11 protein-coding genes are annotated in these 12,661 nt (G+C 73.4%); 2 read left to right on the top strand and 9 right to left on the bottom strand.

Features of this window, described 5'->3' with window-relative positions; translation table 11 throughout:
* Positions 1-24 precede the first annotated feature (24 nt).
* Both ABZ484_RS21730 and ABZ484_RS21725 read left to right on the top strand, forming a co-directional pair.
* Positions 25-927: an ABC transporter ATP-binding protein gene (locus ABZ484_RS21730; protein ID WP_358867544.1), complete on the top strand. Its 903-nt coding sequence runs from the start codon at positions 25-27 to the stop codon at positions 925-927.
* Positions 924-2,525, top strand: coding sequence for an ABC transporter permease (locus tag ABZ484_RS21725; protein WP_358867543.1), 1,602 nt, complete (start codon positions 924-926; stop codon positions 2,523-2,525). The genes ABZ484_RS21730 and ABZ484_RS21725 overlap by 4 nt, the downstream gene beginning before the upstream one ends.
* 23 nt (positions 2,526-2,548) lie before the next feature.
* On the opposite strand, the gene ABZ484_RS21720 is transcribed toward ABZ484_RS21725, so the two are convergent.
* The 9 genes from ABZ484_RS21720 to ABZ484_RS21680 all read right to left on the bottom strand — a co-directional run.
* A complete protein-coding gene (locus ABZ484_RS21720) occupies positions 2,549-3,787 on the bottom strand; it encodes a cytochrome P450 (protein ID WP_358867542.1) in 1,239 nt (412 codons plus the stop codon).
* A gap of 105 nt (positions 3,788-3,892) precedes the next feature.
* Entirely contained in the window at positions 3,893-4,558 is a 666-nt protein-coding gene (locus ABZ484_RS21715; RefSeq protein ID WP_358867541.1) for a response regulator transcription factor, read from the bottom strand.
* Positions 4,555-5,901, bottom strand: coding sequence for a histidine kinase (locus ABZ484_RS21710; protein WP_358867540.1), 1,347 nt, complete (start codon positions 5,899-5,901; stop codon positions 4,555-4,557). Before ABZ484_RS21710 ends, ABZ484_RS21715 begins: the two co-directional genes overlap by 4 nt.
* 127 nt (positions 5,902-6,028) lie before the next feature.
* A complete protein-coding gene (locus ABZ484_RS21705; protein WP_189898304.1) occupies positions 6,029-6,703 on the bottom strand; it encodes a response regulator transcription factor in 675 nt (224 codons plus the stop codon).
* The gene (locus ABZ484_RS21700; protein ID WP_358867573.1) at positions 6,700-8,190 is read right to left on the bottom strand and encodes a sensor histidine kinase; all 1,491 of its coding nucleotides are present in this window, start codon (positions 8,188-8,190) and stop codon (positions 6,700-6,702) included. Before ABZ484_RS21700 ends, ABZ484_RS21705 begins: the two co-directional genes overlap by 4 nt.
* Entirely contained in the window at positions 8,190-9,386 is a 1,197-nt protein-coding gene (locus ABZ484_RS21695; protein ID WP_358867572.1) for an acyltransferase, read from the bottom strand. Before ABZ484_RS21695 ends, ABZ484_RS21700 begins: the two co-directional genes overlap by 1 nt.
* A gap of 1 nt (position 9,387) precedes the next feature.
* The gene (locus ABZ484_RS21690) at positions 9,388-10,536 is read right to left on the bottom strand and encodes an alpha/beta hydrolase (RefSeq protein WP_358867539.1); all 1,149 of its coding nucleotides are present in this window, start codon (positions 10,534-10,536) and stop codon (positions 9,388-9,390) included.
* Between the two features lie 149 nt (positions 10,537-10,685).
* On the bottom strand, positions 10,686-11,567 hold the full coding sequence (locus ABZ484_RS21685; RefSeq protein ID WP_358867538.1) for an alpha/beta hydrolase: 882 nt from the start codon (positions 11,565-11,567) through the stop codon (positions 10,686-10,688).
* A 199-nt stretch (positions 11,568-11,766) separates the two neighbouring features.
* Positions 11,767-12,661, bottom strand: an 895-nt coding sequence (locus tag ABZ484_RS21680; protein WP_358867537.1) for an aminotransferase class V-fold PLP-dependent enzyme, incomplete at its 5' end; no start/stop codon positions are given.

The raw sequence follows: 12,661 nt of genomic DNA, 5'->3' as shown, positions 1-12,661 counted from the left end.
TGAAAGAAGCGTAACTTCCGAAGCATGACGAAGGCAATCACCGTCTCCGGCCTCCACAAGGCGTTCGGCGCCACCCACGCGCTGGACGGACTCGACCTGGACGTGGAGCGGGGCGAGGTCCACGGCTTCCTCGGCCCCAACGGCGCCGGGAAGTCCACCACCATCCGGGTCCTGCTCGGGCTGCTGCGCGCCGACTCCGGCGCCGCCCAGGTGCTGGGCCGGGACCCCTGGAGCGACGCGGTCGAGGTGCACCGCCGGATCGCGTACGTCCCCGGCGACGTCACCCTGTGGCGCAACCTCTCCGGCGGCGAGGTCATCGACCTGTACGGCCGGCTGCGCGGGGGCCTCGACCAGCGGCGCCGCGCCGAACTGATCGAACGGTTCGAACTGGACCCGACCAAGAAGGGCCGGACCTACTCCAAGGGCAACCGGCAGAAGGTGGCCCTGGTCGCCGCCTTCGCCTCCGACGTCGACCTGCTCATCCTGGACGAGCCCACCTCGGGCCTCGACCCGCTGATGGAGGAGGTCTTCCAGCGCTGCGTGGCCGAGGAACGCGAGCGCGGCCGCACCGTCCTGCTCTCCTCCCACATCCTCAGCGAGGTGGAGGAGCTGTGCGACCGGGTGAGCATCATCCGCAAGGGCCGCACCGTCGAGAGCGGTTCGCTGGCCGACCTGCGCCACCTCACCCGCACCAGCGTCACCGCCGAACTCGCGGGCCCGCCCAACGGCCTGGCCCACCTGCCCGGCGTGCACGACCTCGACGTGCAGGGCCGCCGCGTCCGCCTCCAGGTGGACACCGACAAACTCGACGCCGTACTGCGGCAGTTGAGCGAGTCCGGCGTGCGCTCGCTGACATCGACACCCCCGACGCTGGAGGAACTGTTCCTGCGGCACTACCAGGACGACCTCGACGAGGTGTCCCGATGACCGCCCTCGCGACCGCCGCACCGCGCGGCTCCCGCCACCTCGCGGGCACCGGCACCCTGTTGCGCTTCGCCCTGCGCCGCGACCGGGTGATGATCCCGGTCTGGACCGCGGTGAACGTGCTCATGGTGCTCTCCATGCCGAGCACCCTGAAGAGCCTGTACGGCACCGCGGCCGAACGCGCCGACCTGGTGCGCCAGATGGAGACCAACGCCTCCTTCCGCGCCCTGATCGGCCCGGTCTTCGACACTTCGATCGGCGCGCTGACCGCCTGGCGGGTGGGCGTGTTCGCCGCCGCGCTCGCCGCCGTGACGAGCCTGCTGGTCGTCGTGCGGCACACCCGCGACGAGGAGGAGAGCGGCCGCCAGGAACTGGTGGCCTCGGGCATGGTCGGCCGCCGCGCCTCCCTCACGGCCGCGCTGCTGTCGGCGGCCGTGGCGAACGCCGTGCTGGCCCTGCTGGTCACGGCGGGCCTGGCCGTTCAGGGGGCTGCGGGCGCCCTGTCCTTCGGGCTCGGCCTCGCCGGGGTCGGCATGGTCTTCGCCACGATGGCGGCGATCGCCGCCCAGCTGACCGAGAGCGCGCGCCTGGCCCGCGGCCTGACGGCGGCGGTCCTGGGAGCGGCCTTCGTGCTGCGCGCGGCCGGCGACTCGGCCACCGACGACAGATCATCGGTGCTGACCTGGCTGTCGCCGCTGGGCTGGGTGGAGAACCAGCGGTCCTTCGCCGACGAACGCTGGTGGGTGCTGCTGCTGTTCGCGGCGGCGACGGCGGCGCAGGGCGGGCTGGCGTACGCGCTGGCGGGCCGCCGGGACGTGGGCATGAGCTTCCTGCCCACCCGGCCCGGACCGGCCGCCGGCCGCCTCGGCACCGCCGCCGCGCTGGCCTGGCGGCTCCAGCGCGGCGGCGTCCTCGGCTGGAGCATCGGCTTCTTCGTGGCGGGGATCGTCTACGGCGGGCTGACGGACGGGGCGGCCGACCTGGTCCGCGACAACGACAGCGCCCGTGAGATCTTCCAGCGGATGGGCGGCCAGTCGGGGCTGACGGACGCCTTCCTCGCCTCGATGGTGGGGATGCTCGGGCTGATCGCCGCGCTGTACGTCGTGGCCTCGGTGCTGCGGCTGTCCGGCGAGGAGTCCTCCGGCCGGGCGGAACCCCTCCTCGCGAACGCGGTCGGCCGTCTTCGCTGGGCCGCCGGCCATCTCGCCGTCGCCTTCGGCGGCTCGGTGTGGATCATGCTTCTCGCCGGCCTCGGCTTCGCCGTCGGCTACGGCAAGCAGATCGGCCCGATCCTGGGTGCCTGCCTGGTCCAGATCCCCGCGATCTGGGTGATCGGCGGCATCGCCGTCCTGCTGTACGGCGTCCTCCCGCGGGGCGCGACGGCGGCGTGGGGAGTGGCCGGCGCCGTGCTGCTGCTGGGCTGGGTCGGCCCGGCCCTGAACGTGCCGCAGCCGGTCCTGGACATCTCTCCCTTCGGCCACCTCCCGAAGCTGCCCGGCGCGGGGATGGCCTGGGGGCCGGTGGCGGCACTGACCGGGATCGCGGTCGCCCTGGTGGCGGCGGGACTGGCGGGACTGCGGCGGCGGGACATGACGACCTGATCTTCCTCAGCCGGGCCCTGTTGTCAGCGCACCGCCACGCTCAGCCCCTTCAGCCCCCGGATCACGAAGTTCGGCTTCCGCTCCGGCTCGGCCGCCAGGGTCAGGGCCGGGGCCCGCTCCAGCAGGGCCGCCATGGAGGCCGCCAGCTCGATCCGGGCCAGCGGGGCGCCGATGCAGTAGTGGATGCCCGCGCTGAAGGAGATGTGCGGGTTGTCCCGCCGGGTCAGGTCCAGCCGCCCGGGATCGGTGAAGACCTCGGGGTCGTGGTTGGCCGAACCGAACAGCATGGCGACCTCCGCGCCCCGCGGGATCGTGGTGCCGTCGATCTCGATCCCGTCCAGCACCCACCGCTCGAAGAGCTGGAGCGGAGTGTCGTAGCGCATCAGCTCCTCGACGGCGGACGGGATCAGGGCGTGGTCCGCGCGCAGGGCGGCCAGCTGGGCCGGGTTGCGGAACAGCGCCCACCAGCCGTTGACCGTCGCGTTCACCGTGGCCTCGTGGCCGGCGTTGAGGAGCAGCACGGCCGTGGAGATCATCTCCTGCTCCGTGAGCCGGTCGCCCTCGTCATGGGCGGCGATCAGCCCGGAGATCAGGTCCTCGCCCGGCTCCCGGCGGCGGACCGCGATCAGCTCCCGGAGGTAGTCCGAGAACTCCACCGAGGCCCGCACCGCCCTTCTCGCCGTCTCCTCGGACGGGTTCAGCTCGTACATCCCGCAGATGTCCGCCGACCACGGCCGCAACTGCGAGCGGTCCGACTCGGGGATGCCCAGCATCTCGGCGATCACCGCGACGGGCAGCGGTTCGGCGACATCCGTCAGCAGATCACCGCCGCCCGCCTCCACCAGCCCGGCGACCAGGTCGTTCGCCAGCCGGTGGACGTACGGCTTCAGGCGCTCCACCGTCCGCGGCGTGAACGCCTTCGACACCAGGCGCCGGATCCGGGTGTGGTCCGGCGGCTCCAGGTCGAGCATCCCGTGGTCGTTGAGGACATGGAACGGCTCGTGCTCCGGCGGGGGCGGCGTACGGCCGAAGTCCTCGTGCGTGAACCGGTGCTGGTAGGTCCGGCCCAGCCGGCGGTCCCGCAGCAGCGCCGACACGTCCGCGTGGTGCGGCACGAGCCACTGGTCGCTCGGCTCGTAGTACAGCACGCGGCCCCGGGCACGCAGTTCGGCGTAGGCGGGATAGGGGTCCGCGACGAACGCCGGGTCCCAGGGGTGGAACGGGAGACCGGAAGAAGCGGAGGGGGCGGAAGGAGCGGCCATGCACGGACGCTAGCCCGGCATCCCCCGGCCTGACCAGAGGTCCCGTGACCAGGGACTCCTGACCGGCGGCGCCCCCTGACCAGATGTGTCCCTCTCCCCCGGGCCCTATCCCGGCGTCACCAGTCTCGCCTCGTAGGCGAACACCGCCGCCTGCGTCCGGTCCCTGAGGCCCAGCTTCACCAGGACCCGGCTGACGTGGGTCTTGATCGTCGACTCGGCCACCACCAGGCGCCCGGCTATCTCCGCGTTGGACAGGCCCTGCGCGATGAGCACCAGCACCTCCGTCTCCCTCTCGGTCAGATCGCCGTACGCCGCCTGCGCGGACGGCATGAGCCGCGGGGCCTCGGACAGCTTCGAGAACTCCGTGATCAGCCGCTTGGTCACCGAGGGCGCGAGAAGCGCCTCGCCGGACGCCACCACCCGCACCCCCTCGGCCAGTTGGCGTGCGGAGGCGTCCTTCAGCAGGAAGCCGGAGGCACCCGCGCGCAGGGCCTGGTAGACGTACTCGTCCAGATCGAAGGTGGTGAGCACCAGCACCTTCGCCGCCCCGTCCGCGGCCACGATCTCCCTCGTCGCCTCGATACCGTTCAGCTCCGGCATGCGGATGTCCATCAGGACGACGTCCGGAGCCAGTTCGCGGACGCGGTCCACCGCCTGACGGCCGTTGACCGCCTCGCCGACGACCTCGATGCCCGGCATCGCGTTCAGCAGGACCGAGAATCCCTCGCGCACCATCATCTGGTCGTCCGCGATCAGGACGCGGATGGTCATGCCTCGCCCTCGATCACCGTCGGGACCGGCAGGAACACCGCCACTTCGTACCCCCCGTCGTCCGCCGGGCCGGCCGTCATCTCACCGTTCAGCATCGAGACCCGCTCCCGCATGCCGGTGATGCCGTGCCCCGCTCCGGGCGAGGGCTGGATCCGGGACGGCTCGGGCGGCGGACCGTTGACTATGCGCAGGCCGAGGCCGCCGAGCACATAGCCGATCTCGACCCGGGCGCTCGCGCCGGGTGCGTGCCGCAGGCTGTTGCTCAGGGCCTCCTGGACGATCCGGTACGCCGACAGCTCCACACCCTGCGGGAGCTCCCGCACCGCACCGGTCACCACCTTCTCCACCGCCAGGCCGGCCTCCCGGACGTTGGCCAGCAGCATGTCGAGGTCGGCGAGGGTGGGCTGCGGGGCCTCCGGGGCCTCGTAGTCCTCCGCTCGGACGACTCCGAGGACACGGCGCAGCTCGGTGAGGGCCGCCACCGCGTTCTCCCGGATCGTGGCGAACGCCTTCTCCAGCTCCGGCGGAGGATCCTGAACCCGGTAGGGCGCCGCCTCGGCCTGGATGGCGACCACGGACATGTGGTGGGCCACGACGTCATGCAGCTCGCGGGCGATCGTGGTGCGCTCCTCCAGCAGGGTGCGCCGGGAACGCTCGTGAGCGGTCACGGTCTGCTGGGCCGTCACCGTCTGCTCGGCCTCCCGGCGTATGTGCCAGACGGTGACCGCCAGCAGGGCCAGGGCGGACACGACCAGCATCGGCGCGGAGTTGTTGCTGAAGTGGTAGCCGAACACGGACTCCACGACGAAGGCGTACAGGGCGGTGAGCACCCACATCCATCCCGCCGTGCGCGGCCGGGTGCGTATCGCCACGACTGTGAGCACCGTCAGGTGCGAGAGGAAGCTGCCGGGCTGCCACGGCCAGTCGCCGAAGGTGCCGGCGGCCATCGACGTGACGGCGCTCGCCGCCAGGGACAGCCAGAACGCACCGACCGGCCGGACCAGGGTGAGGAGCACCGGCGCCAGGGCCAGCAGGGCGGTCATCGGTGCCCACAGGCCGTCGTAGGCGCTGGACCAGGCGGCGAACATGGCCAGCACGCCGGCCCCCGCGACCAGCAGGTGCGGAGCCCAGGCCGCGTACTCCCGGGTGCGGCCGGGCAGCCGCCCGGCCAAGGGGCCGTCGACGCCCCTGCGGTGCAGAGGGCGGTAGGCGAAGGCGTCGTGGAACAGGTCCTGCCGCAGCCCGCGCAGCGCGTTCACGGCCAGCCGGTACTCGGGGCTGCGCCCCTCGTGCGGGCCGAACGCGCCGTCCGGCGTCGTCTGCGTGTGCGTCGTCTCGGTCACGCTGAAAACGGTAGGCGCCGGCGGCGTCGCGGTCGTCCCCAGTGAGGGGGGTCCTTCGGCCTCCCTCTCAGGTACTACGGGTACGCCCGAGCCCGTCCGTGTCCGCCCGCCCGCATCCGCCCCTTGCTCAGTACCCGGAGGGACGCACCAGTCCCGACTCGTAGGCGAACACCGCCGCCTGGGTGCGGTCCCTCAGGCCCAGCTTCACCAGGATGCGCCCGACGTGCGTCTTCACGGTCTGCTCGGCGACGACGAGATGCTCGGCGATCTCCGCGTTCGACAGGCCGTGCGCGATCAGCGTCAGCACCTCCGTCTCCCGCTCGGTCAGGTCGCCGACCCGCTCCTTCAGCGGGGCGCGGGGTCTGTCGTTCATCCGGGAGAACTCGGCGATCAGCTTGCGGGTGATCGCCGGCGCCAGCAGGGCGTCACCGGCCGCGACCACCCGCACGGCCTCCGCCAGCTGGTCGGCGGAGGCGTCCTTCAGCAGAAAGCCGGAGGCTCCGGCGCACAGTGCGTCGTACACGTACTCGTCGAGGTCGAAGGTGGTGAGCACCAGGACCCTGGTCCCGGGCGTCTCGGTGGTGACGCGGCGGGTGGCCTCGATGCCGCTGAGCTCGGGCATGCGGATGTCCATCAGGACGACGTCCGGGGTGAGTTCGGCGACCTTGGCGACGGCGTCCAGACCGTGCACGGCCTGGCCGACCACCTCGATGTCCGGCTGGGTGTTGAGCAGCACGGTGAAGCCCTGCCGGACCATCTGCTGGTCGTCGGCGATGAGTACGCGGATGCTGCCGCTCGTCATGGGTGGTCTTCTCCTGTCGAGTGTGGTGAACCGGGAGCGCGCGGTCCGGGAGCCGGCGGGCCCGGCGGGTCCTCGGGGGCCCGGGGCACGTCCGGTGGTTCGACGTCGACGACGGGTGCGGCGTCCAGGGCGGTGAAGTCGGTGTGCAGGACGGGCAGGGCGCGCGCGTCGGACGCGGTGGTGAGCGGGGCGGTGCCGTCGCGGGGCAGGAAGGCCGACACCGCGAAGCCGCCGTGCAGTGTCCTGGCGGCGGTGACGTGGCCGCCCAGCATCGCCGCCCGCTCGCGCATCCCGAGCAGCCCGTGCCCGGCGCCCGGGGACGGCGGTACGGGGTGCCGCGGACGGGAGTTGACCACGGTCAGGAACAGGCCGTCGGGGATGTGGGTGACCTCCACGCGGACCGCCGAGCCCGGGGCGTGCCGCAGGGCGTTGCTGAGCGCCTCCTGGACGATGCGGTACGCCGACAGCTCCACGCCGGGCGGGTACGGCTGAGGCTCCCGCCGGGTGTCCTCGACGTCCAGGGCGACCGTGAGTCCGGCGGTGCGGGTGTTCTCGACGAGGGCGTCCAGGCGGTCGAGGGTGGGCTGCGGGGCCTGCGGCGCGGCCCGTCCGCCGGACTCGCCGAGGCCGTAGGGGTCCTCGGGGTTCTCCGAGCGCAGCACGCCGAGCACCCGTCTCAGTTCGGCCAGTGCCTCCAGGGCGTTCTGCCGGATGCCGGCGAGGTTCTCCTTCAGTTCCTCGGAGGGGTCCTCCGTCAGATGCGGGGCCACTTGCGCCTGGATGGAGATGACCGACATGTGATGGGCGACCACGTCGTGCAGCTCGCGGGCGATGCGGCTGCGTTCCTCCAGCAGGGTGCGGCGGGCCCGTTCCTCGGCGGTGAGCGTGGTCTGCTGCAGCAGTTCCGCGCGGGCCACACGGCGGCCGCGCAGTGCGGTGCCCAGCACCACCACGACCGCGGACAGAACCACGCCGAGCACGCCGGTGGACGCGTAGTTCGCCGCCCCCCACAGGCCCTGGAGGGCGTAGGTGACCAGCACGGTCAACCCCAGCGCCTCCGCGGCGACGCGGGTGCGGACCCGAAGGGAGAGCAGCAGCAGGACGAACAGGTGGGCGACGATCCCGGCGGCGGTCCACGGCCACTGGAAGTCCTTCGCCCGCCCGGACAACAACGGGCCGTGGACCGCGATCGCTCCCAGCAGCATGGCCGCCATCGACAGCCACCACGCCGGAATGGGCCGCCACAGGGCCAGCGCCATCGCACCACCCTGGCCGAGCGCGATCAGGAACGCCGTCCCGGAGCCCACATGACCGTTGTCCTGGAGCTGCGCCATGGCACCGATCAGGACGCCGAGCGCGGCCACCCACACGATCCCGTGCGGCAGCCAGCGCAGCCACACCGAGGCAGGCAGCGGATCGGCCCGTACCGTCCACAGGTCGTCACGCAGCACCCGCAGCCCTCGCCGGACGGGGCTCCCCCTTCGCATCACACGTCCACCCTAGGGCCGGACGTGGGAGCCGTCCCGGGGCGACGGGAGCGCACCACCAGGGAGCGGCGCCGGCCGCCGCCCTGCTCGAATCCGCGGAACGCCGCCCAGCACACGGTCAGGACCAGCGCGAACACCGGGAGCCAGGCGAGCCGGGCTGCCACCCAGCCCAGGCCGTCGGGAAGGGTGTGCAAGCCGGGGAGGCGGCCCGCGAGCAGGCCCGTGGCCGTGGTCGCCATCAGCGCCGTCTGGTGCCACAGGAAGATCGTCATCGCGGAGAGGTTGACCAGGGCCACGGCCGCCCAGGCGAGCGGACGCCGCATCGCACGGCCCAGCCGCTCGCGCACCAGCAGCGCCAGACCGCACTGGGCCAGCCCGAAGGTGACGGCGGCCAGGGTCGGCGGGTCGAGGTTGGAGACCGTGGCGCCCGGGACGCCGACCATCGACGCCGGATAGCCCGCCCAGGCGACGAGGCCCGCGGTGGCCGCCGCCCCGCCGGTCAGCAGGAGCCAGCCGGCGCGGCGGCGCCGGAGTTCACCACGGGTCCAGGCCGCGCCGAGGGTGTACGGCACGAGCCAGCCGGCGGGCAGGTTCACCCAGCCGAGCCAGCCGGGCGCGCCGAGGCCGAAACGGAGAAGGTCCACATGCAGAACGACCACCAAAGGCCACAGCGGGTTGAGCCGGGTCAGCAGCGGGGTCGCCGCCGTCAGTACGGCGAAGACCAGGAGGAACCACATGGGGGACAGGGCCAGCTTGACGAGGGTGCGCACCGTGCCCGGGTCCGCGCCGGTCAGGAGGAGGGCGACCGCGGCGGCCGTCCAGAGGGTCAGGACGGCGGCGACCGGTTTGAACAGGCGGGACAGGCGGGCGCGGAGCCATTGCCGATAGCCGGTGCCCCGGGCGCGCGCCGAGGCGTATCCCCGGGTCGCCACGTGCCCGCCGACCAGGAAGAACACGGCGAGGGTCTGGAAGACCCAGGAGATGGGGGCCAGCCAGGGCATGTGCTGGAGGGGACTGGCGGTGTGGAGTGCGCGGTGCGCTCCGCCGCCGGTGTCCGCGACCAGTGCCGTGACCAGCCAGTGGCCCAGGACCACGCCGAGGATCGCCAGCGCCCGCAGCGCGTCCACGGCCCGGTCCCGGTGCGCGGGAGTGGCGGTGTCGATGTGCCGGGCCGCCGCTCGTACACGGGTCAGCACGTCAGTCACCCGGCACCTCCTTCGTGGCGCCCAGGACGATCCGGGCCAGGTTGGTCAGGGATCGGGAGCCGGGGGTGAAGTAGGCGCTGTGACCGCCCTGTCCGGCCGGGAAGGTACGGGCGCCGAAGGCCGGAGCCATGGGGTCGGTGCCGAAGCCGACGGTCGTACCGAAGAGATCCGCATGGACGTGCGGGACGTGCGCCACCCAGTCGTCGGCGCCTCGGGCCGCCCAGACCCGGGCCCGGGTGTGCAGCGCCCGCACGGAGTCGGCGCCGGTGCCGGGGCTGCCGAGGAGGGCGATGTCGTTCACGTCCAGGCCGGCGGCGGCTCGTCCGCACACCACCGAGCCGTAGGAGTGGCACACCAGCGTGATGTGCGGGCCGCGGCCCGTCACGCCCCGCAGGTCATGGATGAACTGCCGCAGGTGCGGGGCGGCCTGCTCGGCACGGCCCGTGGTGAGGACCGTGGTGCTGATCGTGCCCGGCGTCTCGTAGCCGAGCCAGGCGACGACCGCCGTGCGCGTCGCGGCGGGGGCCTCGCGGGTCAGCTCGCGGGAGAGCGCCGACGCGCCCGCCCGGAAGCGGTCGTAGGTGTCCAGCGAGGTGTCCGAGCCGGGGACGAGGACCGCCACGCGGTCGGCGTGCGCCAGGTCGCCGATCACCTCCACGGCACGGCCCGAGCCGCGTCCGTCGAAGGAGAGCAGCCGGTGCGAGGGGGCCGCCAGCTCCCGGTCCACGGCCGCGCGGTGCGCGTCCCCGTGCGCCGCGGCCATGCGGGCCGCCTGCTCGGCGTTCGCGCGGTTGGCCGTGTAGACCGCGCCCAGGCCGGCCCGCGTCGGGGCGGCGAGGACGGCGGGGGCCGGGGCGGGGATCCGGGGGCGGGCCGCGGCCGAGAGCGGCACCACCACGGCGGCGGCGACGAGGACCGCGAGGAAGACACGGAGGACACGGAGGGCACGGAGCCCCCGGCGCCACCGCCGGGCGGAACCCGGGGCAGGGTCAAGAGCCCGGCCCGCGGAACCGTCCCCGCGCTCCCAGGCCTTCAGCGCCGACGGCTCCTGCTCCCGCTCTTCCCCCTGCTCCCCCTCCAGCGCCTGATCCCGCTCCTGCTCCTGCTCCTGCCCGACGACGGTCGTCCGCCCAAGCCCCATGGCCCGTCTCCCCCTCCGCTCCGCCCGCCCGTCGGGCTCGTCCAGAGGGGAAATTACGGATCCGGCCGCGTCGTCCGCGTCCCGCCCGAGAGCTGTTTGGCGCCGTAGCTCTCAGGTACTACGGGTCTGACACCCAGGGGTTCGGCGGCTCACCACGCCAGCTGCGCGATCTCCTCCGCCACCACCGCGCACGCGTCCGCCGCCGGGTCGATCAGGGGGAAGTGGCCGACGTCCTCCAGCAAGGTCAGCCCGACCACCTCGCCGGCCTTGGCCGCCGCCTCCGTGTACGACTCGGCCACCGCCTGTGGAACGTCAACGTCCGCACGCCCCTGCACCAGCGTCGTCGCGATACCCGTCGGCAGCAGCAGGGCCGGGTCGGCATACGGCCGCCGTACGTCGAACTCATCGGCGCCGCCCAGCAGTTGCAGGGCCGCACCACCGCACACGTTCAGCTTCCCGGCGACCGCGAAGTCCGCGATCGGGGCGAGCGCCACCACGCCTCGCAGCGGCGCGGGCCGGTCGGTGCGCCAGGGCGCGTCGGCGGGCAGGACGTGCCGGGCCGCCGCCCAGAGCGCCAGGTGGCCGCCCGCGGAGTGGCCGGTGATCACCGTACGCCGCGTGTCGGCCTGCGGCAGCACCTCCCGTACGAGCGCGGGCAGGGCGTCCAGCGCGGCCGCCACGTCGTCGAACGTCTCCGGCCAGCGGCCCGCGACCGCGGTCTCCTCCTCGCCGTCCGGGCCGGCACCGCCACGCCGGTACTCGACGTTGGCCACGGCGAAGCCCCGGCGGGCCAGGAAGGCCGCGAACGGGGTGATGTGCCGGCGGTCGTACGGTGCCCGCCAAGCTCCGCCGTGGAGGACGACGACCAGCGGGGACGGGGCGGGTTCGGTGGTGCGCGGGGCGTAGAAGTCGATCACCTGGTCGGGGTGGTCGCCGTACGCGGCGGTGCCGTCGGGGTCCACGGGCGCGTGCGAGAAGGCGGACTCCTCTTCGGCGGCGGCTCTGGCTGCGGCGGCGGCGTCGTCCGGCATGCTCCAACCTCTCAGGGACGTAACGGGGTTCGGCGGACCAGGTGAGATGGCGGTGACGGTATCAGGACGGTGACGTGGGTGTTCGGCCGTGGGGGTGCCGCTGCCTCGGCGGCACCCCCACGCGCCTTCACGTCTTCACGCCTTCACACCGTCACGCGGTCACGCGGTCACGCGGTCACGCGGTCACGCGGTCACGCGGTCACGCCGAGTCCAGCACCTCCCCCAGCACCCGAGCCGCCCTCTCCGCGTCCCCGAAGCCCACGTACAGCGGGGTGAAGCCGAACCGGAGCACGTCCGGGTGTCGGAAGTCGCCCACCACCCCCCGCTCGATCAGGCGCTTCATCACCTCGCCCGCGTTCGGGCAGCGCAGCGCCACCTGACTGCCGCGCTCCGCGTGCGCCCGCGGGGTCAGGGACTCGACGAGACCCTCCGGGACGTACGCCCCGACGCACTCGAGGAAGAAGTCCGTCAGCGCGAGGGACTTGGCGCGGACCGCCGTCACCGTCACGCCCTCCCAGACCTCCAGCGCCGCCTCCAGGGCGAGCATGGAGAGAATGTCCGGGGTGCCGACCCGGCCGCGGAGCGCGCCCTCCGCCGGTTCGTAGGACGGCCGCATCCCGAAGGGCTCCACGTGCGAGTTCCAGCCCGGCAGCGGGGAGTCGAAGCGGTCCTGAAGGCCGCGGCGGACGTAGAGGTACGCCGGTGAACCCGGGCCCCCGTTGAGGTACTTGTAGGTGCAGCCCACCGCGAGGTCGACCCCGTGCTCGTCCAGCCCCACCGGCAGCGCGCCCGCCGTATGGCACAGGTCCCACACCGACACGGCGCCCGCCGCCCGCACCGCCGCCGTGAGCGACGGCAGGTCGTGCAGCCGGCCGGTGCGGTAGTCGGCGTGGTTGAGCAGCACGGCCGCCGTGCGGTCGCTCACCGCGTCCGGTACCTCGGCGGGCGTCACCGGGCGCAGCGCGCACCCCGTCATCCGGGCCGCCGACTCGGCGATGTATCCGTCCGTGGGGAACGTCGTCGCGTCCACCAGGATCTCGTCCCGGCCCTCGCCCGCGAGCCGTACGGCGCCCACGAGTGCCTTGAAGACGTTG

Source organism: Streptomyces sp. NPDC006393 (assembly GCF_040628575.1).
Taxonomy (GTDB): domain Bacteria; phylum Actinomycetota; class Actinomycetes; order Streptomycetales; family Streptomycetaceae; genus Streptomyces.
Note: the sequence above shows the minus strand (reverse complement) of the source record. Positions and strands in the feature narration are given on the sequence as shown.

Excerpts from the sequence above, each read along its gene's own strand:
- ABZ484_RS21730 (WP_358867544.1), top strand. The coding sequence starts at position 25 with ATGACGAAGGCAATCACCGTCTCCGGCCTCCACAAGGCGTTCGGCGCC.
- ABZ484_RS21725 (WP_358867543.1), top strand. The coding sequence starts at position 924 with ATGACCGCCCTCGCGACCGCCGCACCGCGCGGCTCCCGCCACCTCGCG.
- ABZ484_RS21720 (WP_358867542.1), bottom strand. The coding sequence starts at position 3,787 with ATGGCCGCTCCTTCCGCCCCCTCCGCTTCTTCCGGTCTCCCGTTCCAC.
- ABZ484_RS21715 (WP_358867541.1), bottom strand. The coding sequence starts at position 4,558 with ATGACCATCCGCGTCCTGATCGCGGACGACCAGATGATGGTGCGCGAG.
- ABZ484_RS21705 (WP_189898304.1), bottom strand. The coding sequence starts at position 6,703 with ATGACGAGCGGCAGCATCCGCGTACTCATCGCCGACGACCAGCAGATG.
- ABZ484_RS21700 (WP_358867573.1), bottom strand. The coding sequence starts at position 8,190 with ATGCGAAGGGGGAGCCCCGTCCGGCGAGGGCTGCGGGTGCTGCGTGAC.
- ABZ484_RS21690 (WP_358867539.1), bottom strand. The coding sequence starts at position 10,536 with ATGGGGCTTGGGCGGACGACCGTCGTCGGGCAGGAGCAGGAGCAGGAG.
- ABZ484_RS21685 (WP_358867538.1), bottom strand. The coding sequence starts at position 11,567 with ATGCCGGACGACGCCGCCGCCGCAGCCAGAGCCGCCGCCGAAGAGGAG.